The sequence below is a fragment of the Kribbella sp. NPDC050820 genome (genome assembly GCF_040653975.1).
GTDB lineage: Bacteria > Actinomycetota > Actinomycetes > Propionibacteriales > Kribbellaceae > Kribbella.
The window spans coordinates 54,651-81,331 of record NZ_JBFAHB010000009.1 but is presented as its reverse complement, the minus strand read 5'-3'; the positions used below and the strand labels follow the sequence as shown (position 1 = coordinate 81,331).

The 26,681-nt window shown below is 69.0% G+C and carries 13 protein-coding genes; 2 read left to right on the top strand and 11 right to left on the bottom strand.

What is annotated here, in order from left to right; all coding sequences use genetic code 11:
* Nucleotides 1-288 precede the first annotated feature (288 nt).
* A complete protein-coding gene (locus AB0H36_RS11055) occupies nt 289-660 on the top strand; it encodes an RNA polymerase-binding protein RbpA (RefSeq protein ID WP_130448290.1) in 372 nt (123 codons plus the stop codon).
* 63 nt (nt 661-723) lie between these two features.
* On the opposite strand, the gene AB0H36_RS11050 is transcribed toward AB0H36_RS11055, so the two are convergent.
* Both AB0H36_RS11050 and AB0H36_RS11045 read right to left on the bottom strand, forming a co-directional pair.
* Nucleotides 724-12,051: a MupA/Atu3671 family FMN-dependent luciferase-like monooxygenase gene (locus tag AB0H36_RS11050; RefSeq protein WP_360519976.1), complete on the bottom strand. Its 11,328-nt coding sequence runs from the start codon at nt 12,049-12,051 to the stop codon at nt 724-726.
* Nucleotides 11,999-13,213, bottom strand: coding sequence for an MFS transporter (locus tag AB0H36_RS11045; protein ID WP_360519974.1), 1,215 nt, complete (start codon nt 13,211-13,213; stop codon nt 11,999-12,001). The genes AB0H36_RS11050 and AB0H36_RS11045 overlap by 53 nt, the downstream gene beginning before the upstream one ends.
* A 107-nt stretch (nt 13,214-13,320) precedes the next feature.
* On the opposite strand from AB0H36_RS11045, the gene AB0H36_RS11040 reads away from it, so the two are divergent.
* On the top strand, nt 13,321-14,466 hold the full coding sequence (locus AB0H36_RS11040) for a GDSL-type esterase/lipase family protein (RefSeq protein ID WP_360519972.1): 1,146 nt from the start codon (nt 13,321-13,323) through the stop codon (nt 14,464-14,466).
* A gap of 9 nt (nt 14,467-14,475) precedes the next feature.
* Here AB0H36_RS11040 and AB0H36_RS11035 read toward each other — a convergent pair whose 3' ends face one another.
* The 9 genes from AB0H36_RS11035 to AB0H36_RS10995 all read right to left on the bottom strand — a co-directional run bounded on the left by AB0H36_RS11035 (nt 14,476) and on the right by AB0H36_RS10995 (nt 26,679).
* Entirely contained in the window at nt 14,476-17,139 is a 2,664-nt protein-coding gene (locus AB0H36_RS11035; protein WP_360519970.1) for a P-loop NTPase fold protein, read from the bottom strand.
* Between the two features lie 669 nt (nt 17,140-17,808).
* A complete protein-coding gene (locus AB0H36_RS11030; protein ID WP_360519968.1) occupies nt 17,809-18,183 on the bottom strand; it encodes a hypothetical protein in 375 nt (124 codons plus the stop codon).
* A gap of 727 nt (nt 18,184-18,910) precedes the next feature.
* Nucleotides 18,911-19,402: an FxsA family protein gene (locus tag AB0H36_RS11025; protein ID WP_360519966.1), complete on the bottom strand. Its 492-nt coding sequence runs from the start codon at nt 19,400-19,402 to the stop codon at nt 18,911-18,913.
* A gap of 3 nt (nt 19,403-19,405) precedes the next feature.
* A complete protein-coding gene (locus AB0H36_RS11020; RefSeq protein WP_360519964.1) occupies nt 19,406-20,185 on the bottom strand; it encodes a polyprenol monophosphomannose synthase in 780 nt (259 codons plus the stop codon).
* Nucleotides 20,186-20,240: 55 nt separating this feature from the next.
* Complete coding sequence (gene lnt / locus AB0H36_RS11015) at nt 20,241-21,806, bottom strand: apolipoprotein N-acyltransferase (RefSeq protein ID WP_360519962.1); 1,566 nt, start codon at nt 21,804-21,806, stop codon at nt 20,241-20,243.
* Between the two features lie 579 nt (nt 21,807-22,385).
* The gene (locus AB0H36_RS11010) at nt 22,386-22,775 is read right to left on the bottom strand and encodes a hotdog domain-containing protein (RefSeq protein WP_360519960.1); all 390 of its coding nucleotides are present in this window, start codon (nt 22,773-22,775) and stop codon (nt 22,386-22,388) included.
* The gene (locus AB0H36_RS11005) at nt 22,776-23,534 is read right to left on the bottom strand and encodes an OAM dimerization domain-containing protein (RefSeq protein WP_360519958.1); all 759 of its coding nucleotides are present in this window, start codon (nt 23,532-23,534) and stop codon (nt 22,776-22,778) included. It lies immediately after the preceding gene.
* A complete protein-coding gene (locus tag AB0H36_RS11000; protein ID WP_360519956.1) occupies nt 23,531-25,096 on the bottom strand; it encodes a lysine 5,6-aminomutase subunit alpha in 1,566 nt (521 codons plus the stop codon). The genes AB0H36_RS11005 and AB0H36_RS11000 overlap by 4 nt, the downstream gene beginning before the upstream one ends.
* Nucleotides 25,084-26,679 carry an amidohydrolase gene (locus tag AB0H36_RS10995; RefSeq protein WP_360519954.1) on the bottom strand — a complete coding sequence of 532 codons (1,596 nt, stop codon included), beginning with the start codon at nt 26,677-26,679 and terminating at the stop codon, nt 25,084-25,086. Before AB0H36_RS10995 ends, AB0H36_RS11000 begins: the two co-directional genes overlap by 13 nt.
* Nucleotides 26,680-26,681: the final 2 nt, after the last annotated feature.

The following is a 26,681-nucleotide window of genomic DNA, read 5'->3' as shown; positions in this document are numbered from 1 at the left end:
AGGGCCACATTTAGCAGGCTGAGGCCACGGAGCTTGTGGCGGGGTAGCACCATGGACGGTGACGCTAGGGACGTTTGCTGAGGAATCGATTCTCGAAACCTGGCAACTCGCTGTGAACCTGACGCGTCTGATCAGCGGTCGGCCGCGACACACCGTGATGTGTGAACGCCTGATGACAGGCGGTCACGACGGTGCTGTCAGGTGCGTACATATGGCTCGGGCATGCCAAAATGGGAATGATCCGGGCCGGCCGACCGTTGGCACGGATGACGATCTCGGAGGTTTGACATGTCTAATCGCGTACTGCGTGGTTCGGGGCTGGGTGGGGTCAGCTTCGAGGATGACCGTGGTGTCGAGTTCGCGCCGCGCCAGATGATCACGTACGACTGCCCCCGCGGTCACGTGGTCGAGGTGACGATGGCGCACGACGCCGAGGTGCCCGCGGTCTGGGAGTGCCCGCACTGCGGCAGCGAGGCCGCACGGTCGACCGGTGAGAAGCCGGAGCCGAAGCAGGAGAAGCCCGCCCGTACGCACTGGGACATGCTGCGCGAGCGCCGCAGCATCTCGGAGCTGGAAGAGCTCCTGGCCGAGCGCGTCGAGCTCCTCCGCAAGGGCGAGATCGGCCCGGCTCACCTGCACCGCACCAAGCGCACCGCCTGACACAGGCTCGACGGGCCCTTCACCGCAACGACGCGGCGAAGGGCCCGTTTCTTGTGCCCAGAATCACACCTGACTGCGGTCTGCCAGAGCCTCGAGCAGGCTGGTGGACCAGGCGGTGATGGTGGCGGGGGTGAAGAGGTCGGTGGAGTACTCGATGTCGAGGGTGAAGCTGGTTTCGGTGAGGGTGAAGACGACGTAGAGCTCTCGGCGGGCGAGGTCCGGCGAGGGCAGCGCACGGACCGGGTAGCTGCCCGTCGGGAGGGTCAGGGTGGCCGGCGGGGTCGTGATGACCGTGAAGAGGATGGCTTGGGTCTGGTCTGGGAGGACCTGGCGGAGGATCTCCGCAAACGGCAGGGCCTCGTGGTCGAGCGCTGAGTAGAGGGCGCGGGCGGTTTCGGTGAGCAGGTCGTGCGTGTCGAGCCTGATCCGGACCGGGACGGCTTCTCCGATGAACCCGATGATCCCCTCGTGGCCGGACTGGCGCCGACGTGCGCTGGACACCGGCAGGACGACCTCGTCGTACCCGCAGAGGGCACCGAGCCACTCGGCGAAGGCGGCGGCGATGAGCACGTACGGCGTGGTCCCGGCGGACGCGGCCGCCGTACGGACTTCTTTGGCCAGGCTCTCCGGGAGCTCCACGTGATGTGTCGCACCGCGGCCGGACAGCGTCGCCGGGCGCGGGTGATCGACGGGCAGAGCTGGCTCGACGGTCGCGCCGGCGAGCTCGGCACGCCAGAAACCGTCCAGTTCCCCACGGGTGGGCCCGCTGAGGGTCCCGTGTTCCCAACGGGCGTAATCGGTGTACTGCGCGGTCGGTGGTGCCAGCTCGGCGTCGCCGTACAAGGCAGACAGTTCGTCCCAGAACAGCCGCGCCGACCAGCCGTCGAAGATGATGTGGTGAATTGCGACGACCAGCACCCAGCGGTTGGCCGACACCCGTCCGAGGCGGGCGCGCCAGAGCGGGGCCTGACTGGGCTCGAGTGCGGGTCGGGCGGTCGCGACACACCAGGCGTGGATGTGGTCCTCGTCATCCGGCAGGTCCTCGACTGGCAGTGCGACCTCGACCGACGCCAGCACCTCCTGCCGGTCTTCGAGGACCCTGGTCCGCAGGGCGCTGTGGCGCTGGACCAGGCGCTCCAGAGCGCGCCGGAGTCGTTCCGGATCCAGGGGCTCGTGGATGTCGACGCGTGCTGGCGTGTTGTAGATCGACGCGTCCGCGCGACGCCGTACCAGCTCCAGACACCGCCGTTGGGCGACCGTCACCGGCGCGACCTCGCTCCCGCCTGCGACTCCGCGGATCGTCGGCGAGCGGAAGAACTCGGACAGCGTCAGCTCGATGCTCGTGGCATCCCGCAGCCGGTTCAGCAGGCGTACGGCGAGGAGCGAGTGCCCACCCAGATCGAAGAACGAATCGGTCACCCCGATCTCGGCCCGCTCCAGGACCTCACACCACACCGCATGGACCGCACTCTCCAGCGGCGTCGCCGGCGGAACATTCGCCTCGACGGCAACCGGCGCCGGTAGCGCGGCCTGGTCGAGCTTCCCCGTGGTTGTCAGCGGCAACCGTTCGAGCGAGACCCAGCGCCGCGGCACCAGGTACCTGGGCAGCCGCGCCGCGAGGTACTCCATCAGTTCCTCAGGATTGACGGCGCCGACCGTGTATCCGACCAGTTCACCATCGAGTACGACGACCGCGGCCTCGGTCACCGCCGGATGCCCCTGTACGGCGGCGCGGACCTCGCCCGGCTCGACCCGGACACCACGCAACTGGACCTGATCGTCGATCCGGCCGAGGTACTCCAGCGCTCCGTCGGCCCGCCAGCGCCCGAGATCGCCGCTTGCGTACCAGCCGGGCTCGTAGAACGCTTTGGCCGTCTCCTCGGGCCTGTTCAGGTACCCGTTCGCCACGCAGACACCGCCGATGCAGATCTCACCGACCGCTCCGACCGGCACCGGCCGACGATCCGGATCGAGGAGGCGGATCCGCACTCCCGGGAGCGGCCTGCCGATCGGCGGCACTTTCTCCCCCGGCTCGACCGGGTGGTCCGTCACCCCGATCGACGTCTCGGTCGGGCCGTACCCGTTGTAGAGAACGCAGTCCGGGTGCGCCGCGAGGAATGCGTGCTCGACCGCGGTAGGGGTCGTGGCCTCGCCCGCGGAGCAGATCACCCGCAGCGAGGGCAGCTCCGGCCGCGTCGCCAGCAGTGCGTGGACGGCGCTGAACGGCATCACGATCCGCTGGATCCCGTGCTCGCGAATCCGGCGCGCCAGCTGTTCCGCGTCGTACCGGCTGCTGTCCTCGATCAGGATCAGGGTCTGACCGGTGATGAACGTCGTGAACGTCTCGTGCAGGCTCATGTCGAACATCGACGAGGCCCATTGCAGCGTCGTCAGCGGATGGGTGGCGAAGCCGAGCAGGTTGTTGACCGGACCCCGGTGCGGCATCAGCACGCCCTTGGGGGTCCCGCTGGATCCGGAGGTGTAGAAGCAGTAGGCCAGGTCATCGGGCGTCACCTTGACATGCGGCCGGTCCGCGGCGACCGGGTCGAGATGGTCGACGACGATCGTCGGCAGGTCGCCGAGGTCCGGCATCCCTTCGCCGGTGACCAGCACGGTCGCCCCGGAGTCGTTCAACTGGAACCGCAGCCGCTCGATCGGCACTGCTGGATCCAGGGCCAGGTAGCCGGCGCCGGACTTGAGCACTCCGAGCACGACCGCGAGCTGGTCGACACCGCGAGGCAGGCAGCTCCCGACGAGGTCACCGCGCCGTACGCCGTGGGACAGCAGCTCGATCGCTATCCGGTTGGCGCGGCGGTCCAACTCGTCGTACGTCACCTGCCCGAAGTCGCCATCGATCGCGATGGCGTCCGGGTGGAGATCGACGCGCTGCTCGAACAACTCGTGCAGGCACGCGGTGGACTCTGGACCGGGCTCGCCCTCGAAGCGGGCGAGCCGCTGCTCGTCCTTCGCGGTCAGCTCGGAGAGTGCTGTGAGTGGGACGCTCGGCGCGGCGGTCGCGACCTCCAGCGTCAGCTCCAGGTAGTCGAGGAGTCGCTGGACCGTGGACTCGTCGTACAGGTCGCTGTTGTACTCGACCACGCACCGGACACCTGATGGCGTGTAGCTCAGGTACAGCAGGAGGTCGACCGGCGCGCGGTTACTCGGCAGGTCGCGGAGGTTGACCGAGACCGTCGGAGCGAAGTCGATCTCGTCGACCGCGTTCTCAAACTCGACCGCCACCCCGAACAGCGGGTTGCGTCCGGTGGACCGGTCCGGGTTGAGCTCGGCGACGATGTCCTCGAACGGTACGTCGCCGTGGTCGATCGCATCCATCAGGGACAGGCCGAGACTGCGGGCCAGCGCCGGGAAGTCGGCGTCGTCGGCCAGCCGGACCCGGAGCGGGTACGTGTCGACGAACATGCCGACGGACTCCGCGGCGGACCTGCTGCGGCCGGAGACGCCGGTGCCGATGACGAAGTCACGCTGGCCGCTGAACCGGGACAGCACCAGGCCGAGTCCCGCCAGCAGCAGGCTGAAGACCGTCACACCGGAGCTTGCGGCGAATTCGCCGAGCCGGTTGGTGTTCAGCTCGTGGGTGAGTGAGCGGCCGGTGCCGCTCCAGGTGGGCGGCCGCGGCCGATCGGTGGGCAGCCGCAGCTCCGGGGCGTCGGCCAGCTCGTCGAGCCAGAAGTCACGATCCATTGCGGTCGAGTCGGGCCGCATGCCGTTGTGGGCCGGTGGCAAGCCGTCGGCAGCCGGTGGCAGGCCGGGGTCGGCCGGCCAGGCGCGGTAGTAGGCGCCGAGGTCGCGGACGACGATCGGCGTCGAGGCCGAGTCGAAGATGATGTGGTGGCCGACCAGTAGCAAGACATGGTGATCGTCGGCCAGCCGAACCAAGCGGGCGCGCAGCAGCGGGGCGGTGTCCAGATCCAGAGCACCGAGCCGTACGTCGTGCAGCAGCGACTCGATGTCGTTGCCCTCAGCATCAACCACCGGGCACTCGACCCGGACCGCTGTCCGGACGAACGCCCGCGGCTCCCCGTCGACCTCCCGGAACTCGGTCCGGAGCGCAGGATGCCGGTCAACGACCCGCTGCAGGGCGCCTTGCAGCGCCACCGGATCCAGCGGACCGCGAAGCTCGATCGCCTTCGGTTCGTGGTACGTGTTCGCCCCGGGGTTCAGCTGCTCGAGGAACCAGATCCGCTTCTCCGGCGGCGTGAGAGCGCGATCCGCTGGCCTTTCGGTGGCGACGTACTCCGCTCGCAGCTCGTCGACCGCGGCCAGGCTCCGCATCACCTCGTCGGGGCCGAGTCCGAAGTCGACGAAGCAGGCGAGCTCGTTCGCGCCGATCGCGATCAGCTGGTCGACGATCGGGCGGCAGGTCTCCGGCGTACCGATCAGCGCGCGGGTTTCGCAGTACCGGCGATAGGCCTGGCCCAGCAGGAAGTCGACGTCGTCCGGGGCGGTCTTCTCCAGGTCGATCTGGAAGCCGAGGCTGTTCGTCACCTGCCCGAACAGCGACAGCGACGAGCGGAGATAGTCGCAGAACGGCTGGTACGCCTCGGCCCGGACGGTCTCGAGGTCGTCGCCGACGTACGTGTGCAGCAGGACGACCACGCGACCGGCGTCCGGGTCGAGCCCGTGCTCGGCGCGGGTCGCGCGGTAGAGGGCGATGTTCGCCGCCAGGTCCTCGACGGACTGCGCCATCAGGTTGGTGACGACGCCGAGACCGTTGCGGGCAGCCAGCTTGTACGACTCCGGGTTCCCCACGACGGCTGTGAACAGCGGAGGCTCGTCCTGCAACGGGCTCGGGTGCAGCCGTACCTCGGTCGGCTCGCCGTTCCCGGCCGTCGCGGTGATCGCCTCACCGGCCCAGAGTTTTCTGACTGTGTCGAGCCGGTCGTACATCTCCGTCCGGTGGTTGCCGTAGGCATCAGGCGCGAGAACGAAGTCCCGTGCGTGCCAGCCGCTGGCGACACAGAGCCCGACCCGCCCGCCGGACAGGTTGTCCACCACCGACCACTCCTCGGCAACCCGAATCGGATGATGCAGCGGTAACACCACCGACCCCGCATTGAGCCGAATCCGCTCGGTCCGCGTAGCCAGCGCCGCAGCAAGCACCGAAGGATTCGGGAACAACGCCCCGAACGAGTGAAAATGCCGCTCAGGCAACCAAACCGAGTGAAACCCCCGCCGATCCCCAAACTCAACCGCCCCAAGAATCAACCCGTACTTGTCCTCCGCCGCCGAATCCGGATAATCCCCAAAAAAATACAAACTGAAATCACACCCAACCCCCCGCCCACCCACCCCTGCCCCACCCGGCCCAGCCACCCCCTGCACCCGCGCACCCTGCACAGGCGCCCCCTGCACAGGCGCCGCCTGCACCCGCGCGCCCTGCACGGACACGCCCTGCCCTGACCCGACCTCCGCCGACGCAACTCCCCCCGAGGCGACCGGTCCTGCCGCGACCTCCCCCGAGGCGACCGGTCCTGCCGCGACCTCCCCCGACGCGACCTGTGCGGGGGGCGACAGTCGCGTGCCTGAGTCGGATGCACCGCCGAGCACCGCCAACTGCTCAGACATGAGATTGCTGACGCGATCCATCATCCGCTCAACCACCTGCAACTGACGCTCCACAACCTCCTGCAGCCCCCCAGCCACCGAAGCCCCGGCCGCCACCTGCGACGACGCACCTGCCGGACCGGATATCGGCGCTGGAATCGGCACCACACCAACACCCGACACACCCGGCGCGACGCCAGCCGCCGGAGCAGCCGGTACGACGCCAGCACCCGACGCACCCGGTACGACGCCAGCCGCCGGCGCGCTCGGTACGACAGCTGCGGCCGGTGGAGCCAGTACGACGCCAGCCGCCGGTGCATCCGGCACGGCGGCTGTGGCTGGTGGAGGTGTGTTGTTGGGCTGTGGTTGGGGTGGTGTCGCGGTTGAGTTGGCGATGAGGTCGGCGAGCTTGGCGGGGGTATCGACGTTGCTGAAGAGACTGCGAACGGACACGGTGACGCCGAAGGTATCGGTCAGATCGCCGACCAGGCGCATGAGCGAAAGCGAGTCCGCCCCAAGGCGGAGGAACGGAGCGTCCGCCGGTATCTCATCCGGCACCATCCCAAGCGCCGGCGCGATCAACTCCCGCACCGTCCCCAGAACCCCTTCCCCCGCAGCCACCGGCGAGGCGCCAGCACCTCCAGGCGCGGGCATGTCCACAGCTCCACCGGAACCCGACACCACCCCAACCCCACCAGGGATATGCCCGACCCCGCCCCCACGGGGGGCGGCCGGGATGACAGCCCCGCCGGAAGCCGGCACCACCCCAGCCTCACCATGAGCCTGCCCGACCGCGGCTCCGCCGGGAGCAGACAGCACCCCAGCACCACCGGGAACCGGCACCGTCGCGCCACCACCAGGATTCGGCGCGGCAGCGGTCTCGGCGGGAGCTGGCACGACCGCGGCTCTGGCGGGAGCCGGCATGACTGCAGCAGCTGCGGAAGCTGATGCGGCCTCGGTCAGGGCTGGCGGGAGGTCAGTTGGTTCGGAAGGGGGTGGGGTGGTGGTTCGTGAGGTGAGGGGTACAGCGGGGTGGGTGGGGATGGGGCGTTTGGTTAGGGGGTGGCCTGGTAGGGGGATTCGGTGGCCGGTAAATAAGGGGTGCCAGGTCAGGGTGGTGCCGGTGCGGTAGAGGGTGGCTACGGTTTCAGGGAACTGGGTGGTGGAGTCGCGGCGTTGGGTGGGCAGCCAGGTGGTGCCGGGGGCGGCTCGGCGGCCTAGTGGGGTGAGGACGGTGTCGGGGCCTAGCTCAAGGAAGCGGGTGGCGCCGAGTTCGGCGGCAGCGGTGGTCGCCAGGTCGAAGCGCACTGGGCGGCGTGCGTGGTCCACGACGTACTGGCTGGTGATGTGGGTCAGGAGTGAGCCGTCGAGCCCGCTGAAGAAGGGCAGCTGAAGGGGCTGGAAGGTGGCGGAGTCGGCGGCGGCTGCGCGGAGGTCGTCGAGCACTGGCTCGACCATGACGGAGTGGAACGCCCGGTCGACCGGCATGCGTCGCCAACTCACCCCGAGGCGATCGAGTACCTCCGTCGCGCCGGCCACAGCATCCTCGGACCCGGCCAGCACGAACCGGTCAGGACCGTTGACGGCAGCAACTTCCAGTCCGCACTCGGCGGCGAGCTTGTCCGCCGTTGCCAGGTCCGCCGCGACCGCGATCATCGCGCCGGGCTGCATCCGCGTCCGCATCAGCTCGCCACGCCGTACCGTGAGCCGCACGCCGTCGGTGAGCGACAGCGCGCCTGCTGCGTACAGGGCGGCGTACTCGCCGACACTGTGCCCGATGACCACGTCCGGCCGGACGCCCAGCGCCCGCCAGACCTCGGTCCACGCCACCTGGTTGGCGAACAGGCTCACCTGGGCGAGTTCCTCCCCCGGCATGTCCACGATCTCCGCGCCGAGCACGTCCGTCACTTCGGCGAACACCTTCCGCGCCGCCTCGAAGCGTGCGGCAAGCCAGCCGGACATTCCTGGGTACGACGCTCCCTGCCCGGAGTACGCGAACGCCAGCGGACTCGGCTTCCCTGGTTCGGTGGGTGTCGCCTGGACGAGGGCGGCGGCAAGCGAGCTCGCATCGGTGCCGACCACCGCGATCCGATGCTGGTGGTGCCGACGGCCGAGGGCGAGTGTGGTGGCGACATCTGATGCCGCAAGCCCGGGGCGGGCCACGAGCCGCTCACGCAAAGAGCCAACCAACTCCTCAAGCGCGGCCGGCGACGTCGCCGAAACCGGCACCACCACCGGCTCAGGCGCAACGCCGTCCCCAGCAGCCCGCCCGCGAGACGACGCCACCGAGCCGTACTGCGCTGCCGGCCGGGCACCCTCGGACGACTCCGTCATGCCGGTTGCCCGGTCAGCCAGCGGTTCCGTCACGCTGGCTGGCACGGCTGCCGACGGCTCCGTCGCACCGGGTGCCACAGCGGCGGGTGGGGGTTCTTCGAGGATTAGGTGGGCGTTGGTGCCGCCTACTCCTAGGGCGGTTACGCCGGCGCGGCGGGGGGCGGCGGTGCGGGGCCAGGGGCGGGTTGTGGTGATGAGTTCGAAGGGGCTTTGCTCGATGTGCAGGTCTGGGTGGGGGCTTGTCAGGTTGAGGGTTGGGACTAGGTGGGCGTGGCTCAGCATGAGGATTGTTTTGATCAGGCCGGCCATGCCGGCGCAGGAGTCGAGGTGGCCGACGTTTGCCTTGACCGAGCCGAGGCCGCAATTCGCCGTACGGTCGTCTGGTGAGCCGAAGACCTGGGAGAGCGCCGCGAACTCGATGGGGTCGCCTAGCGCGGTCCCGGTCCCGTGCGCCTCGACGTACGAGATGGTGTCGGCGCCGACGCCGGACCGCTCCAGGGCCCGACGGACCACGTCTGCCTGACCAGAAACACTCGGCGCGGTGAAACCGACCTTGCTCGTGCCGTCGTTGTTGACCGCGCTGCCGAGGATCACCGCGTGAATCGTGTCGCCGTCGGCCAGGGCGCGGTCCAGACGCTTCAACAGGACTGCTGCCACGCCGTTGCCCCCGACGGTGCCGTCCGCTTCGGCGTCGAACGGGCGACAGCGTCCAGTCCGGGACAGGATCGAGCCGGGCACGTACTGGTACCCGGCGTCCTGCGGGAGACGAACCGCGGCAGCGCCCGCGATGGCCAGATCGGTGTCCGACGCGAGCAGCGCCTGGACGGCCAGATGTACGGCGACCAGCGACGTCGAGCATGCGGTCTGGACCCCGATCGCGGGCCCAGTCAGCCCGAGCCGGTACGCGGCCCGGCTGGCAAGAAAGTCCGGCGCGGCGCCAATCGTCGCCTGCATCGCGGTCGCCACGTCGCCAGCCCGACCGCCAACCCGATCGCCAAGCCGGTCGCCAGGCCCGCCGCCGAGCCGGTCGCCAAGCTGATCGCCGGCCCGGTTGCCCGACCGGTCGCCAACCGCGTCGCCGGGCTGGACGTTGGATCGGTCGCCAACCGCGGCGGCGGGCTGGTTGCTGGAGGCGGGGGGCAGTAGGTCCTGGTGGCCGTAGAGGTTCATGCCGGAGCCGGCGTAGACGCCGGTTCGTAGGGCGGATGAGCCGGGTCCTGCGTAGCCGCCGTGTTCCAGGGCTTGGTGCGCGACCTCGAGGAACTGTCGGTGGGCCGGCTCGGTGAGCGCGGCCTCCTTCGGCGACATCCCGAAGAACTCCGTGTCGAAAGCCTCAGGATCGTCGAGCACCCCACCCGCACGAACCCATCCATCCGCACCGGGGCCAGTGGACACGCTGTCGACTCCCCGGCACAGGTTCGCCCAGAACTCGTCGACCGTCCGCGCCCCCGGAAAACGGGCGGCCATACCGACCACAGCCACCCGCCGATCCGTACCGTCGGCATCCGCATCGTCGGGGTCTGCGACGACCGCCACGATGGGCTGTACCCGCTGGGCCTCGGTCAGCCAGGCGGCGAGCGCAGCCGCGGTCGGGTGCTCGAACGGCGCCGTCGCCGGCACCTCGATCCCGAATTCTTCTGACAGCATCGCCCGAAGCCGCGTGATCTTGATCGACGTCAGACCCAATTCATAGAACGGTACGTCGTCAGCCGTCGGCTGACCCGCCAACTCCGCAACAAACCTGCTCACCTCGGCCGCTACCGCACGGACCGACGGCCCCGGCGAATCCGGCGACTCCCCCAAGACCGTTCGAGCCGTCGAAGGCATCCGAGGGACCGCGGTCGCCTGGGGCGCAGCAGTTGGCGTGGTCGCGGTGTTGGGGGCGCCGTACTGACCGGTCAGGTATCGCTGTCGTAGCTCGTTTCGGCGGATTTTGCCGCTGGGTGTCCGTGGGAAGTCCCCGGCCGGTACGACGACCACCTCGGCGGTCAGCCTGAGGCGCTCGAAGATCAGCGCCTTCACTGCCGGCGCGACCGCGTCGTCTGCCTCGACGAAGACCACTAGATCCTCGGTCCCGGTCGCGGCGTTCGGGACGCCGCACGCGCCGACCGCGTGGAAGTCGACACCGCCAACCTCGGCGGCGACGCCTTCGATCTCGTGGCAGAACACCGTGTTCCCGTTGACCACCACCGTGTCCCCCTCGCGGCCGGTGATCACCACCTGCCCGCCGGAGACGAACGCCAGATCGCCGGTCCGCAACCACTTGCCGTCCGGCAGCGCGGACGCGGTTGCCGAGGCGTTGTTCACGTATCCGGCGGTCACCCGGTTGGATCGCACCTGCAACCGCCCGATCCGAAGCTCAGGAAGCACCTCGTCGTTCTCGCCGACCACGCGGATCGAGGCACCCGGCGCCGGCGAGCCGACCGCGACGAAGGTCAGACAGTCCGAGTCCGGCCCCGCCGTCACCAGGTCGCTGTCCAACGTGGACTTGAGCACCCGGACAACGCTGCCCTCATCAGTCAGCCGGCCGAAGGTGATCGCAGTCGTCGTCTCCGCCATGCCCCACGCCGGCCGCAAGCACGCACGATCAAGACCCGACCCGGCGGTTGCCGCAAAGAACCGGTCCAGGACCGGCAATACGATCTGCTCGCCACCGCACACCAAAGACCGCACATGCCCCAGGTCGAGCGACACTCCAGCAGATAGCGCATCAGCAACCAGCTGCAGCCCGAACGTAGGCGACCAGGTGTGCTGTACCTCGTGCCTCTCGACCTCCCGCAACCAGAACAGCGGATCCGCAAGTACGTCGGCAGTCGGCAAGTGCACGCCCGTTGCCCCAACAAACACCGGCAGCACGTGATACAGCAGCAGCGCCCCGCTGTGGTCCACCGGCAACCAATTGAGCATGCTCTCGCCGGGCCGAAGATCGAGCAGCACCCGCGATCCGGCAGCGAACTCGGCGAGCGCCTGGTGCGTAAGCGCTGCGGCCTTCGGCGCGCCGGTGCTCCCCGAGGACAACATCACGACAGCCACCTCAGCCGGGTCCGGCTGATACAACTCCTCCGCCGGATCCAGCCGGCCAAGATCCTCGATCGCCACCGCGGGCAGTTCCAGGTCGGCCCGATCGGTCAGGATCAGTGGCGAATCGAGCAGCTCCCATGTATGCCGAAGCCGTTCGCTCGCGGCCGGGTCGGAGATGACGGCCGGCCGCATCCCACCCAGGAGGCAGGCCCAGAACGCCGGGAAGAACGCATCCAGCGCAAGCCCGTGCAGGATCACGTGGTGACCGCTCGCGGCTCCGCGCGTACGAAGACCGGTCAGGATCCGGCGCGCCCGGTCGAGTAGCTCCGGATAGGTCAGCAAGCCCGCGGGCGTCCGTACACCGGCCGAGGGGAACTCGGCGGCCGCCCGCAGCAGCGCCTGGACCGCGTCCCGCGAGTCAGCCGCGGTCGGCGCCGGCTGGGGACCGTGGATCATCGACGTTCTCGGCATGATGCCTCCTCGAAAGCGACAGAAAGACCAGTACGCCGACCACCGCGACGCCGTGCAGCCCGGCGACCACCGGCAGCGGCGGCAGCACGTCGAGCAGGCCGCCGGCGAGCAGCATCCCGCCGGCGAAAGCAGAGTTCTCCACGCTCGCGGAGAACCCGAAGAGCCGGGTCCGCTGGTGCTCGGGCCGGGTTTGCAGCGTGGACAGGTAGCCGATCTCGCTCACCCCGTCGGCGATCCCGGCGAGGAGCGAGACGGCGATCAGGCCGGCCGCGGGCAGCCCAGTGAAGGCGAGCACGAACGACACCGACATGGCACAGGTCGCCACAGCGAACGCCCGGTGGTCGAGCTGCTTCAGGAACCGGCTGACCAACTGGTGGGCGCTGACGCTGCCGATCGCCCACGCGGTCAGGAACTGGGTGCTGACTGCGGCCGGGTTGTCCGGCGCGGTCAGAGTGGCGTAGATCGGGAGCGCGACGTTGTGGCCGGCCGAGGCGAGCGCGTCGATCCCGCGCACCGCGATCATGCCGACGATCAACGCAGGAAGGTAATGCCACGGCCACCGGCGCCCAACGCCCCCAGACGCCTGCGAGCTGGGTGCTGCCTCCGTGCCCCGCGACGGCCAGGTCACGAAGGCCTGTGCCGTCGCCGAGACCACGAACGATGCGGCGTTCAGCAGGAATGCCGCGTCGTATCCACCGAGGTCGATCACCAGCGCGGCGGTGCCGAATCCCAGCACGCTGGCCAGCGAACGCGCCGTCACCAGGCGCCCGTTCGCCCGCGTCCGCTGATCCGCACCAACCAGCTCCGGTATCCCGCTGCGCAGCGCGACTACCACCGTGGTGTTGCAGACCCCGAGGACCAGCGCGACCAGCACGAGTACGGCGAGACTCGGCGCCATCACCAGCACCACCATCACCGCGGCCTGCAGCAGATCGAGTCCGATCAGCAACGGCCGGCGCCGTACCCGAAGCAGAACCCGGCCGGACACCAGCCCAGCCACGAACCCGGCGCCGAGCCGGATCGCCATCACTGCACCGGTCGCCCATGTGCTCTGCGTCCAGTGGAAGCTGAACAGCCCGAGCGCGACCAGGTTCAGGTAGTTCCCGTACGACGAGACCGCGTAGCCGCTGAGCAGCAGCCAGAGTGCGCGCGCAGGCGGCATCCCCGGCTCCCTCCTGCCCGGGTTGGGCGGGCACCCGGGTGGCTGGAAGCTTAGGCACATTCCGGTCAGGTGGCTACGAATATCGGTGAGTCCTCGATACTGGGGCGATGCAGAACTGGATCACCACCCCCGTGACCGACGGCCTGCTGCGTGGCGCGCTGGACCTGGAGCGGACGCCGGCAGGGGTGCTGCCGCATCGGTTGCCGGCTTGGGCTCGGGCGCAGTACGACGATCCGCAGCTGGAGATGGTGGAGTCGCAGCCGTCAGGAGTCCGGTTGTTGTTTCAAACGCGTGCTACGGCGATCGAGCTCGACACGCTGCCGACCAAGCGCGTCTACACCGGCGCACCGCGTACGCCGGATGGAGTGTACGACGTGCTCGTCGACGGCAAGCTGGTCGACCAGGCGACCGTGCCAGGCGGGAACGTACTGACCATCGACCTCACCACCGGGGCCACCGACACGCAGCCCGGCGACCCCGGAACCGTCCGCGTGACCGGCCTGAGCGACGAGTCGAAGACTGTCGAGATCTGGCTCCCGCACACCGAAACCACCGCACTCGTTGCCCTCCGCACCAATGCGCCGGTCGAACCCGCTCCGCCAACCGGCCGCCGGACCTGGCTGCACCACGGGAGCTCGATCAGCCACGGCTCGAACGCGACCAGCCCGACCGGCACGTGGGCGACCCGCGCCGCTTCGCTGGCCGGTCTGGAGCTGACCAACCTGGGCTTCGGCGGCAGCGCGCTGCTCCAGCCGTTCGTGGCCCGCACCATGCGGGACACACCCGCCGACCTGATCAGCGTCAAGATCGGCATCAACGTGGTGAACGCCGACGTGATGCGGCGACGTGCATTCGGCCCCGCCGTACACGGTTTCCTGGACACCATTCGCGACGGCCATCCGACCACGCCGCTGCTGGTCGTCTCCCCCATCCTTTGTCCGATGCACGAGGACACGCCCGGCCCGACGATGTGGGACCTTGAAGCGCTGAGCCGGGGCGAGCTGCGGTTCCAGGCCACCGGTGACCCGGCCGACGTACCGATGGGGAAGCTGACGCTCGGCGTGATCCGGGAGGAACTGGCCCGGATCGTCGCGCAACGGTCCGCCGACGACCCGAACCTGCGCTACCTCGACGGCCGCGAGCTGTACGGCGAGGCCGACAACGCCGAGCTTCCCCTGCCCGACGACCTGCACCCTGACGGCCCCACCCACCAACGGATGGCCGAACGCTTCGCCAAACTCGCGTTCAACTAGCTTCGAACGTCAGGCGGTAGCTTCGAACGTCAGCCGGCGGATCAGGTCGAAGCGGATCAGGAACTTGCTCATCGGCGTCATCCCGAACGGGACCGCCCCCGGACCCGCGACCTCTTGCCGCTTCCGCAACCACGCCTGCACCCGCTCGCGCTCAACAGTCAGCTCGACCGGGTCGAGCGCGGCAAGGGCACTGAAGAGCGTGGCCGGTGGGCTCGACGGCAACCCGGCCGACACCTGGGCGAGACGGCTTGCGAGGTACGGCGTACCTTCGTGCAGCGCTGCCATGAAACACGTGGCCATCCGCTCGGTCGGCTGGTCGCCGTCCGCCGACAACGGCGGTGCCATCGCGAGCAGCAGCTGGCAGATGTTCACGAAGCGCTTGACCCGGCGCGGAGTCCCGCCCATGAGCGGCGCGAGCGACTCGACGAAGGCGAGCTCGTCCACAGTCAGCGCAAGCGGCCTGGCATCGAGGTCGAGCAAGCTGCCGAAATCCGTCAGCATCGTTCGCACGAGCTCTTCCTCGCGCTTGCCGACGTTCAGAGTGCTCATTCCACCGCCACCCGCATCGGTCGGCTGCGCCGCCACCGAAGGCAGCAGCAGGCCGCGCAGCAGGCGTCGCCGGGCGTCGTCGTCGAGGGTCTCCACCCAGAAGGGGATCTGGAAGATCTTCTCCACGTAGTCCATCGCCTTCGGCTGATCTCCGGCCTCACCGAGCCTCGCGTCGAGCGCGGGCAACGCTTCGTGCAGCGCCGATCTGAGCCATCGGGTGTCCACCGCGACGACCACCACGAACAGCGGGAACGAGAGCAGCAGATGCACCGCCTCGAGGACCTCGACCACCTTCTTCGGCGGGCACCGATCCAGGTCGTCGATATACAGCACGATCCGGTTCGGCGGACCGCCTACCGACCGCCGTGTCTCCTTGTTGAAGTCGGCCGTCAGGTCGGCGAGATCCTGCAGGTCCTCATGAACCTTGCTGATCAGGCCGAGGTGGCTGCGGTAGTCGTCACTGGCCTTGCGATCGGCCAGGAACTCGACGTACGTGTTCCCGACTGTCAGGGCGTCGCTCTTCCGCTTCAGCTCCGCCTGCTCGTCGCGAGCCTTGCCCGCCGCCGCCTCTGCCTCGGTCAAGGCTTCTCGCGTTGCCACGAGTTCGTTGTTGGCTGTGGTCAGGCTCTGCTTGACCTCGGTGACGGCCTTGGTGAGCTGTGCGTCGATCTTCTCCTCTGCTTGCACCAAGGCTTCCTGCTGGCTCGCGGCGAAGCTTGCCGCCGCCTTGAGCGCAAGCGCCGCCAACGGGATCAGAGGCGCGAGGCTCGCCACCACACTCGTGATCGGCGGAGCCGACAGCAGGTCCATGACATACGCCACCACCGGTACGGCGATCGCCGCCAGTGCGACGTAGACGATGCGTTTGGCCGTCCAGAACCGCTGCTGCAGCCATGGACTGGTTCGACTCGCCAGCGCGGCACGCCGTACCTCGGCGACTGCTTCCGCTACCTCGTCACCGAGCTCTTCCTTGCCGATAGCAACCGCCGTCTCGACCAGCGCGGCTCGGGCACCGGCCTCGAGCTCACGGGTGATCAGGCTGTCCCGGAGCTGGGCGGTCGTGCGCTCCACCGCATCGAGGTGCTCTTGCTTCTTCCGGACGACATCGGCGGCCTTGGCCTCGGTGGCCTGCAGGGTCTCTAGCGCCTCTTCCGCCTCGACGACGTCCTTCTGCTTGGCGTCCAGTTTCGCCAGGATTGCCTGCCGCCGCCGATCCGACAGCTTCTGCCGTGCCACCGGATCCAGTTCGTCGAAGATCTTGTCCAGCAGCGAGGCCCAGAGGTTGGTCTCGACGTACTCCCAGGCGTTGAACTCGATGTGCGCGACGTTCGGCCAGACTGCGAGTTTGGCCTGGTCGCTGGTCCGGGCCAAGCTGCTGAGCTGCTCGATCCGGTGCCGGATCTTCGCCATCAGGAAGCTCTTGCCGCTCCCCCACTGACCGAACAGCCCGATCGCGAGCGGCGGCACCAGCGTGCGGGACGAGATCAGGTAGGCGAACGCGTCGGCCTCGACGCTGATGTCGATGAAGTCGGCCGTCGGGTCCACCACGTCACTGCTGAACGCGGCAAGGCTGGCCGGCCGCCGCGGGAAGTTCTCTGCCAGCCACTCACCAAGCTTCTTCCCCGCAACCTCGGTCTGCGGGTCGAGATCCCGGAGGAAGGTCCCGTACCGATCGGCGAGTACGCCGACCGAGAGCCCGGACCGATCCATCGGCCGTTGGAGAGCTTGCCTGAAGAACGTCGACTCGCTCAGCAGGGCGCCGACGACATCGGCGAGGATCGTCGACCGACTGCCGCCCGACAGCCGATCCGCCGTGGACAAGATCTGGTTGACTCGCTGATCCAGGCTGGAGGTGCTCTGCGCCCCGACCGTGGCAGCCGCCTGCCGCAGGCTCTCCAACGTCACCTTCGGAAAGTCATCCGGCAGCAGATCGCGCGCGGTCAATCCGAAGTACCCGATGAGCCGCCGCATCTCCCCATCCGCATCAGGATGAGCCAGCAGGGTCCCCAGAAACAGATCCGCCTCCCCCACCACCTGCCCCACCCCACGCAACGCCGCCGAAGCCTCCCCCCACCGCAAGGCCTCCCCCACCGACCCCGACCACGCACCCGACGCCTGTGCCATACCCCACCCCCAACAGGACGATACGGCGCTGGCCGCCCCCGGAGCACCCCTTCAGCCAACGGGACTCACCGGCTTACCAGTCCGACTCGATCCCGTGGTACGTCACTCGATGCCGATGGCATGCAGCAGCCATTGCCCGATTGGTCGACGATCATGACCTCTGCGAAATGCCGGAACCCTGGGGGCCGCCGGTCGGCCCGTGAGTCGATCAGGAGATACGGGAACGGCCCGCCTGAATGTGGACCCACCGCCCACATCACCCGACGCGTCCACCGTTGAAACAGAACGTGCCGAAGGTCCGACCACGGCACCGCGTCTCGCAGCTCATCCCCGTACATCCACACCAGAGCACCGTCACGATCCAGCAGCCGGCTCGTGGAACAAACCCGCGCCCACCAGACAGCGCGCACCGTTGCAACGAGCCCAAAGCCCAAGCCGGCCAGAATCAAGCCAGACGAGGCGACAACGATGCCTAGCCCAACGAAGATCAGTCCAGCAGTACCTGGCAACACGGCGCCGCGCCAGGCGCCGCGGGTCGAGGCTTGGACCAGCACCACCCCAGTCGTGTCAGCGATCCCACCTTCACCCAACGAGACTCACTATCGGTGATCCCCGCACGCCTGCGCCAGCTCGAGTCACCACGCCGCGCTCACCGGTAGCCGAGCGGGCCTAGCGTCCCGCGGCACGGGCGTTGTGGCGGCCCCTGCCTCTTCCCGCGTCGCGGACGGTGTGGCGGCCCCTGCTGGATGTGCTGCGCCTCAGGCGTCGCCGGCGGTTGCCGATGTGAATGTCCTCGCGGAACTCTTTGAGGTCGGCTGGGCTGAGCTCGTCGTTCGTCTGGTACAAGAACTCACCGACCACGAGGAGCCCAACGCCGACGACGAAGGGCCAATCCCGCTCAACCAGGAACCCGACCAACGCAACCGGGCCGGAGAAGGCGGCGATCCAGGCAAGGTGCCGCCGGTGCGCAACGGACTGCCAGACAGCTCGCACAACAAGAAGCACGCCCAGACCGATCAGGAAAATCGTCTCGGCATTCTCCATGTCGCCCGCCTCAATCAGCCCCAACGGCAGGATAAATCAGCCTCCGCACAAGTGCGTCGGCTACTGCCCGGACTCGCGCGGATCAGCGTCCTTTCCCAGCCTTCGCCGACCTGGGCCCCGCCGCGGCAGCAGCCTCGTCAGTCGCAGCACCGAATAGACCACCAGGAGAACCCCAGCAGCCCCTCCGCCCACGCCTAGCACTCGGACCACCCCGCTGAACTGACCGTCAGTGGCGACAGCGGCACCTGCGCTGATGAGCACGATCCCGCCATAGATAGCGTGCCCCCAGCGCGTGTCTCGCCAATCGCCACTCAGTCCCATGACTCCGTTCTACCCACCCAGCGTCCGGTTTCGGCGAGCTGCAACTGCTGTGCCCATATCGGGTGCTCACGCGGTCGCTGGACAGCCTCACTCACGACATTCCCACGAGCGCCCACTCAACACAGTCGCTCACGCGCCCACTGCGCTGGCCCCAATCACCACACCCTCGCGGGCCCCACTCACCAGTTCCTCACGCCGATGCGCTGGCGTAGGTATTCGACCGTGCGCGATCAGCGCGCAGCAAGCGGGCGACAGCCCCGCGACTCCGGGCGGCAGCCCGGAAGTCGGCGGCGGTAGCCGGCAAGTAGGTGCCGGCGACAAGTCGGAGGGTGGGTGGGAGCGGACGTAGCAGGTGCGTTGAGGAGCGGAGCGACGAAGTGCGCGTGCGTAGCGCGCGTGGGAAGGACTACTTCTTCTGGTCGGGGTCGATGACCTCACCCTGGATCACATCGTCGGAGGGTGGAGTGGGCCGCGTGCCCGGGTCGAAGCCCGAGGCGGGCGGGAAGCCGGTCAGGTTGACGCTGCCCAGTTGGGTGGTGAGGCGGCGGCTGAGGAAGGCGGACAAGCCCCGGCGGGCGATGGGGCGGGTGAAGGGGAGGACGAAGAAGAAGCCGAAGATGTCGGTGACGAAGCCGGGGGTGAGCAGCAGCGTGCCGCCCACCAGCACCAGGGCGGCGTCGGAGAGTTCGCGGCCGGGCATCTTGCCGGTTTGCAGCGCGGACTGGAGCGCGTTCCAGGCCCGTCGGCCTTCGCGCTTGATGATCCAGGCGCCGAGCGCGCTCTCGACGAGCAGCAGGCCGACCGTCGGCCAGCCACCGATCACCTGGCCGATCTGGATGATCACGTAGATCTCCAGGATCGGCACCACCAGCAGCGCCAGCGCCACGAACCACGGCATGTCCTACCCCTTTCTGCCTGAAGAAGGCAGTCTGAAAAGACTCCGGAGCTGACGTGCCCGGTGACCAACGCCCCACCGGCCGACCCGGGCCATCGCCTCGACGACGATCGCCCGCGACATCTTGGACTGACCTCGTTCGCGCTCCACGAAAGTGATCGGCACCTCGACCACCCGGAACCCGGACTTGATCGCCCGCCACGCCAGATCGACCTGGAAGCAGTAGCCCGCGGAGGCGACCTCGTCCAGTCCGATCCCCTCCAGTGTTGCGCGCCGGAACGCCCGATACCCACCCGTGGCGTCCTGCAGCGGCACGCCGAGCGCCAGCCGGGTGTAGATGTTGCCGCCCCGGCTGAGGATCTCGCGCGACTTCGGCCAGTTCTGCACCTCGCCGCCCTTCACGTACCGCGACCCCAGCACGAGGTCCGCGTCCCGCAGCGCCGTCAGCAGCCGGGGCAGCTGCTCAGGCTGGTGCGACCCGTCCGCGTCGTGCTCGACCAGGACGCCGTACGAGCGCTCGATGCCCCAGCGGAAGCCCGCGATGTACGCCGCGCCGAGGCCCTCCTTGCCCTTGCGGTGCAGGACGTGCACGTGGTCGTCGTTGGCGGCCAGCTTGTCCGCGAGCTCACCGGTGCCGTCGGGCGAGTTGTCGTCGGCGACCAGGACGTCGGCCTCCGGTACGGCGTCGCGCAGCCGGCTCACGATCGGCTCGATGTTCTCGGCCTCGTTGTACGTCGGGATGATGACCAGGATCCTGCCGAGATCCGCGAAGGGGGTCGTGCTCACGCTGCTCCTGCCTCCCGGTGACAACTCTGTCACCGGGCTCCGAAAGGGGCCTGACTCAGGCCGGGACCTTTTCGCGGCTGCGCGTGGGCGCCGGCGGGGTGTCCGGGCCGTGGTCCGCCCGGCGGCGGCGAGCCACCAGCGCGAGGACCACACCCAGGATCCCCAGGCCGGTCAGGATCCACTGCGGCCAGCCGCCGAGTGTGGTGGCCAGCGTATTGGTATCGCGCACCGGAACCGAGGCGACATACACGTCCGGCACGAACTGTGACGACTTGTGCTCGACGGTGCCGTCCGGCTGGATCACGCCGGAGATCCCGCTGGTGGACGCGATCAGCACGGTCCGGCCGGTCTCGATCGCCCGCATCCGGGTGATCGCGAACTGCTGCTCGGGCTGGCCGGTGTCGCCGTACGTCGCGTTGTTCGTCTGGACGACCAGGATCTGGGCGCCGCCCTTCATCACGTCCTCGACGACGTCGTCGTACGCGACCTCGAAGCAGATCACGTCGCCGTAGGTGACGCCGTTGATCGGCAGCACGCCGGGCACCGTGCCGGGCGCGGTCTGCCTGCCGACCATCTCCAGCCGCTTGATGTAGGGCAGCAGTTGCTCGCGGAACGGGATGTACTCGCCGAACGGCACCGGGTGCCGCTTCGCGTAGATCTGCCCCGCGCCCTTGACCGGGTCCCACACCACGCCGGTGGTCTGCCGCTCGTTCGGCCCGGGGCCTTCGAGTACGGCGCCGACCAGGATCGGCACGTCGACGGCCTTGACCGCTTCCTCGATGTCGGCCTTCGTCTCGGCGTCCTTGAACGGGTCGATGTCGGTCGAGTTCTCCGGCCAGATGACGATGTCCGGCTTCTCCTCGGTGCCTGCCGCGACGCGCTTCTGCAGGTCGAGGGTCGCGTTCAGGTGGTTGCGGGTCACGGTCCGGGCGCGGCCGAGGAACTCCAGGCCCTTGCCCGGCACGTTGCCCTGCACCATCGCCGCGGTCACGACCTTGCCGTTGCCCTCGGTCGAGAGGTCGATCAGCGCGCTGCCGCCGACGATCGCGACCCCGGCGACCAGCGCGACGGCCCGGAGCTTCAGCGAGCTCTTCGGCTTCAGTACGGCGTACACCAGCACGCCGAGCACCGCGATCGCGAAGCTCAGCCCCGGGATGCCGACCAGGGACGCCAACTTGCCGAGCGGCGAGTCGGCGAACGCCCACGCCAGCCGGCCCCACGGGAACCCGCCGAACGGGATCGACGCGGTCGCATACTCGGTCGCGACCCACAGGCACGGGATCAGGACCGGCCACCACTTCAGCTTCAGCACCTGGGTCGCGAACGCCCCGAAGACCGCGTAGAAGAGGCCCTCGAGGATCGCCAGCGCGATCGCGGCGTCGCCGCCGATCACGCTGAGCCACGGCACCAGGACGAGGTAGTAGGTGATGCCGAACCCGGCGCCGATCAGGAATCCGGCCTTGGCCGAGGCGCCGTTCAGCGCGGCCAGGAACAGCGGTACGGCGACGACCGTCAGCCAGGGGTAGTCGTGCGGTTCGAAGGCGAAGCCGAGCAGCGCGCCCGCGAGCACGGCCACGGCGACCCGCGGCAGGACCCGTCCCAGAGCCTTCAACCGGTCCACGCGGTAACCCCTTGTCCTCACTGACCCGGCGGACGCCGGTCGCTCGACCGTACAACGTCCCGGACAAGCAAATGTATCCGGTCAGTAGCCGGGAGGCGGCGATCGCGGAAAGTGAACACCAATAGACACAGGGCGAGGAAGTGAATCCGTCTCAGAAAAGAGGAAAGAGGCTCGGCGCGCCTTCGGACCAACCGTCGATGCACTGGCTGCGCACCGTCCGGCTGTTGTCTACTGGCCGCCGAGCCTCTTCCACCTCTGCCCCGCGGGGGGCTAACCACCGGCGATCTCAGCCCCCGTCGACTCAGGCCTGGCACTGGCCTGGTCAGCGTCGCGGGATCATCCGGTGGCCGAACTTCGTGTGACCGTTGATAAAACGGGATATGACGACTCCCAAAACGATGCTCGCTGGCGGCGACGGTGTCAACCTCTCCAGCGGCTCCTTGAGGCCGTTGTAACACATTCGCCTGCCCGGTACGGATAAAACCAGCCCGGTACGGATAAAACGAGAATCCGTCAGCGTAGTCACGTTACAGAGCCGTCTTGGCACTCCACGTGACCGTTACCCACGGCAACCAATCGTCACCCAACCGGTACGACGACGGTCCCCTTTGCGCGCGTGATCACAAGCGGCTCGGCCAGCACCTCGGCCGCCGACTCGGACACGTCCGGCCGGCCCCGGCAGACCACCGACGCGCTGAAGTCGAGCTCCCGGCTGCGGTTCCCGACCCGGCTGATCGTCGCCGTCACCTCGATCACGTCGCCGGCTCGCAGCGGCTGCAGGAACTGCACGTCGGAGTACGACGCGAACAGCCCCTCGTCGCCGTCGGCCTGGATGCACACCTCGGTCGCGACGTCACCGAACAGGCCGAGCACGTAGGCGCCGTCGACCAGGTTGCCGGCGTAGTGCGCGTGGCTGTACGGCACGTACCGCCGGTGCGTGACACTCAACCCGATAGTTGCCTTTGACACCTATGCGCTCCTCTTGCCGGTCGTCTGCTTGCGTCGGGTCACGAGTGCGTCGACCAGGTAACTGGCCACCTCGCCAGGGGTGGTGCCGCGGCCGAACACCCGGTCCACCCCGAGCTCGCCGGCCATCTGCTCGGTGAAACGGGGGCCACCGGCAACCAGTACCGGCCGGGCGTCCTCGGGGTAGGCCTCGCGGAACGCGGCCGACATCTCCTTGGTGTTCAGCACGTGCGCCTCCCGCTGGGTGACCACCTGCGACACCAGGATCGCGTCCGCCTTCTCCGCCCGGGCCCGCCGTACCAGCTCCGGTACGGCGACCTGTGCGCCGAGGTTCACCACCTTCAGCTCGCGGTAGTACTCCAGGCCCTTCTCGCCGGCGAATCCCTTGATGTTCATGATCGCGTCGATGCCGACCGTGTGCGCGTCGGTGCCGATGCATGCGCCGACGATGGTCAGCCGGCGGCGCAGCGTCTTGCGGATCGCGAGGTTGACCTCCTTCGGCGACAGCAGCGGATAGTCGCGCTCGATCACCTCGACCTTGCTGGTGTCGACCAGGTGGTTCACCGGCCCGTACACGACGAAGAAGGTGAAGTCCGGTCCCATCGCCTTGGCATGCACGACCAGCGCCGGGTCCATGCCCATCTTGTTCGCCAGTTGTACGGCGGCGCCCTCGGCCCGCTTGTCGTGCGGGACCGGCAACGTGAACGACAGCTGCACCATGCCGTCGCCCGTGGTGTCGCCGTACGGCCGGATGATGGTCACTGGGTCTCCTCCATCAGCTCGATCGCCGGGTTGTAGTACTCCCCCGACTTGCGCGCGACGCCATCCAGGCCGCGGCCCGCGTCGGAGGGGCGCTTCATCAGGCCGAAGGTGCCGTCGCCGATCGCGTTCAGCAGGCCGTCGTCGACGATCTCCTCCAGCAGCTCGACCGACTCGGCCAGCACCTGGCGGGCGCGGGAGGCGATGAACCCGTTCGGCTCCGGCCGGAAGTCCTCGTGAAGGTTGCCGGCGGCACCCAGCACGTAGCGGACGTTCTGCAGCGCGAGGTCGCGGTCGGAGATCCACGGCGTCACCACCGCCTCGGTCATCATGCCGACCAGCAGGATGCCCTGCCCCGTCATCGCCCCGACCAGGTTGAAGAACCCGTCCAGCAGGTAGCCGCGGAACACGTCGCCGGTCATGTGCCGGGTCGGCGGCATCCACTTCAGCGGCGCGGCAGGGAACAGCTGCCGGGCCAGCATCGCGTGCGCGAGCTCGAGCCGGAACGAGTCCGGCAGGTCCGGGTTGATCTCGAACGCGTGCCCGAGCCCGAGCTGCCAGTCCTCGAGCCCGGCCTCCTTGGCGAAGTACTCGTTCAGCAGCTGCGACACGGTCACGGTGTGCGCGGCCTCGACCGCGTCCGCGGTGGTCAGGTAGTTGTCCTCGCCGGTGTTGATGATGATCCCGGCGCGGGCGTGGATCTGTCGGCTGAACCGTTGGTCGACGAAAGTGCGGATCGGGTTGATGTCGCGGAACAGGATCCCGTACATCGAGTCGTTCAGCATCATGTCCAGCCGCTCCAGCCCGGCCAGCGTCGCGATCTCTGGCATGCACAGCCCGGACGCGTAGTTGGTCAGCCGGACGTACCGCCCCAGCTCGCGCGAGGACTCGTCCAGCGCGGCCCGCATCAGCCGGAAGTTCTCCTGCGTCGCGTAGGTCCCGGCGAACCCCTCCCGGGTGGCCCCTTCGGGCACGTAGTCGAGCAGGGACTGCCCGGTCGACCGGATCACCGCGATGATGTCCGCGCCCTCGCGCGCGGCCGCCTGCGCCTGCGGGATGTCCTCGTAGATGTCGCCGGTGGCAACGATCAGGTAGATCCACGGCCGCTGCTCCGGATCCCCGTGCCGCTTGATCAGCCGGTCCCGCTCCCGCCGCCGCGCGTCGATCCGCTTCAGCCCGGCCGCCGCCGCCTTCCGCGCCGCGGACCGCGCCCGTACGGCGTCCCGCCCTTCAGGCAACCGGAACGTCACGGACCCCGAGGCCGCCTTCTGCGCAAGGACACTCAGGTCCTCGGCGTCACCACGCACCAGCGCGTCCCACACCGGGAGCGCGATACCGTGCTCGAGCCCTACATCTGCACGGACCGTGTCCGCGAGCCGGTTGACCCACGGGATGCCTTCGGAGTCGGCGCCGGCCAGCCCGGCCAGCCGCAGGACCGCCCGCTCGACAGACACCGTGGTGTGCTGCCGCGCCAGGTTGACGATCGGCCGCCCGGCCTTGCGCGCCAGGCTGCGCGCCTTCCGGACGGTGACCGGATCCAGGTCGAGCTTCTTCACTGTGACCACTTCTGGGACCATCCCTCGGCTTCGTAGACGACACGGCCACCGACGACCGTCCGCAGGCAAGTCGGAATTCCCGCAGTCAGGTCCGGGAGCACCGGCACGCCCGCCCGCGGATCAGTCGACCAGGCCGCGACCCGCGAGTCGGGTGTCTGGACGACCAGCTCTGCATCGCTCTCCCAGATCGCGTACGTCGCCGCGGTGCTGGGCGCGAGTACGCCGGCATCGTCGATACCGGCCGCCCGCCAACCCCCACGGGTGTGCGCCTGGAATGCCGCCCGCACGGTGATCCGCTCACTCTGCTCGTGGTGGAACGCGGCCGCCCGCACAGCCTCCCAGCCGCCGAGCTCGGTCACCGGCGCGTCCGACCCGAAGGCCAGTACGACGCCCGCGCGGGCCAGCGACCCGAACGGGTTCATCCCCTGCCACCGGTCCCCCACGCGCTCGGCGTACATGTCGTCCGGCCCACCCCAGTGCGCGTCGAACATCGGCTGCACGCTCGCGACGACACCACAGCGCGCGAGCGTCGCGATCACGTCCGCGCTGGGCATCTCGACATGTTCGAGCCGGTGCCGCGCGGCGACGAGAGCCTGCACGCCCACCTTCTCCGCGGCGAGCTCGAAGCCGCGCGCGATGTTGTCGAGGGCCTGGTCGCCGATGCAGTGGAAGCCCGCCTGCACGTTCCGTTCGGTCGCCGCGATGACGTGCTCGGCGATCTCCTCGGCCGTCAGGTAGGCATGCCCGCGGTGGTCGGCGCGATCGGCGTACGTCTCGCGAAGGGCCGCCGTACGTGATCCGAGGGCGCCGTCCGCGTTGAGGTCGCCGGCAAGACCGGCCAGGCCGTACGTCGCCACGTGCTCGAAGGCGCCCGGCTCGCCCCAGTACAGGGTCGCCGACAGGCCGACCTCGTCGGCCACCTCGCGAATGATCGGCAGCTCCCACAGCGGCCCGATGTGCGGCGCGGCCATCTCGTGGAATGCCCCGATGCCGCGGGACGCCATCACCTGCAGCGCCGCCTTCACATCGGCACGCCGCTGGTCGGGCCCGATCAGCTCGCTCAGCAGATCACGTACGGCGTGATGCGCGTCGCGCTCCACACGGCCGGTCGCGTCGTACCCAACTCCTGTAGCGGCGGGCACCAGAGCCGACGAGATCACGCCGGAGTGGCCGTCGACTCGGGAGACGTAGACGCGGCGACCGCCGGCCGCCCGGTCCAGTTCCTCCGCCGTCGGCGGGCGGCCCTCGGGCCAGTTGGTCTCGTCCCAGCCGGCGCCGTCGATCACCGCGTCGGCCGGCAGGTTGGCCGCGAACGCCGAGAGCTTGTCGAGCGCTTCGGTGAGCGACGCCGTACCGGTGAGGTCGAGGCCGGTCAGCAGCGCGCCGGTCTGGGCGGTGTGGACGTGGGCGTCGACGAAGGCCGGCGTGACCAGCTTGCCGTCGAGGTCGATCACCTCGTCCGCGCCGTCGGCGTACGACGAGGCGCCGGTGTCGTCACCGAGCCAGGTGACCACACCGTCGTCGAACGCGATCGCGGTCGCGTGCGGGTCGGCGGGAGAGTAGACGGAACCGTTCGTCAGAAGTGTGCGCACGG

Excerpts from the sequence above, each read along its gene's own strand:
- AB0H36_RS11050 (WP_360519976.1), bottom strand. The coding sequence starts at position 12,051 with ATGCCGAGAACGTCGATGATCCACGGTCCCCAGCCGGCGCCGACCGCG.
- AB0H36_RS11035 (WP_360519970.1), bottom strand. The coding sequence starts at position 17,139 with ATGGCACAGGCGTCGGGTGCGTGGTCGGGGTCGGTGGGGGAGGCCTTG.
- AB0H36_RS11025 (WP_360519966.1), bottom strand. The coding sequence starts at position 19,402 with ATGCCGTGGTTCGTGGCGCTGGCGCTGCTGGTGGTGCCGATCCTGGAG.
- AB0H36_RS11030 (WP_360519968.1), bottom strand. The coding sequence starts at position 18,183 with ATGGAGAATGCCGAGACGATTTTCCTGATCGGTCTGGGCGTGCTTCTT.
- AB0H36_RS11040 (WP_360519972.1), top strand. The coding sequence starts at position 13,321 with ATGCAGAACTGGATCACCACCCCCGTGACCGACGGCCTGCTGCGTGGC.
- AB0H36_RS11055 (WP_130448290.1), top strand. The coding sequence starts at position 289 with ATGTCTAATCGCGTACTGCGTGGTTCGGGGCTGGGTGGGGTCAGCTTC.
- AB0H36_RS11045 (WP_360519974.1), bottom strand. The coding sequence starts at position 13,213 with ATGCCGCCTGCGCGCGCACTCTGGCTGCTGCTCAGCGGCTACGCGGTC.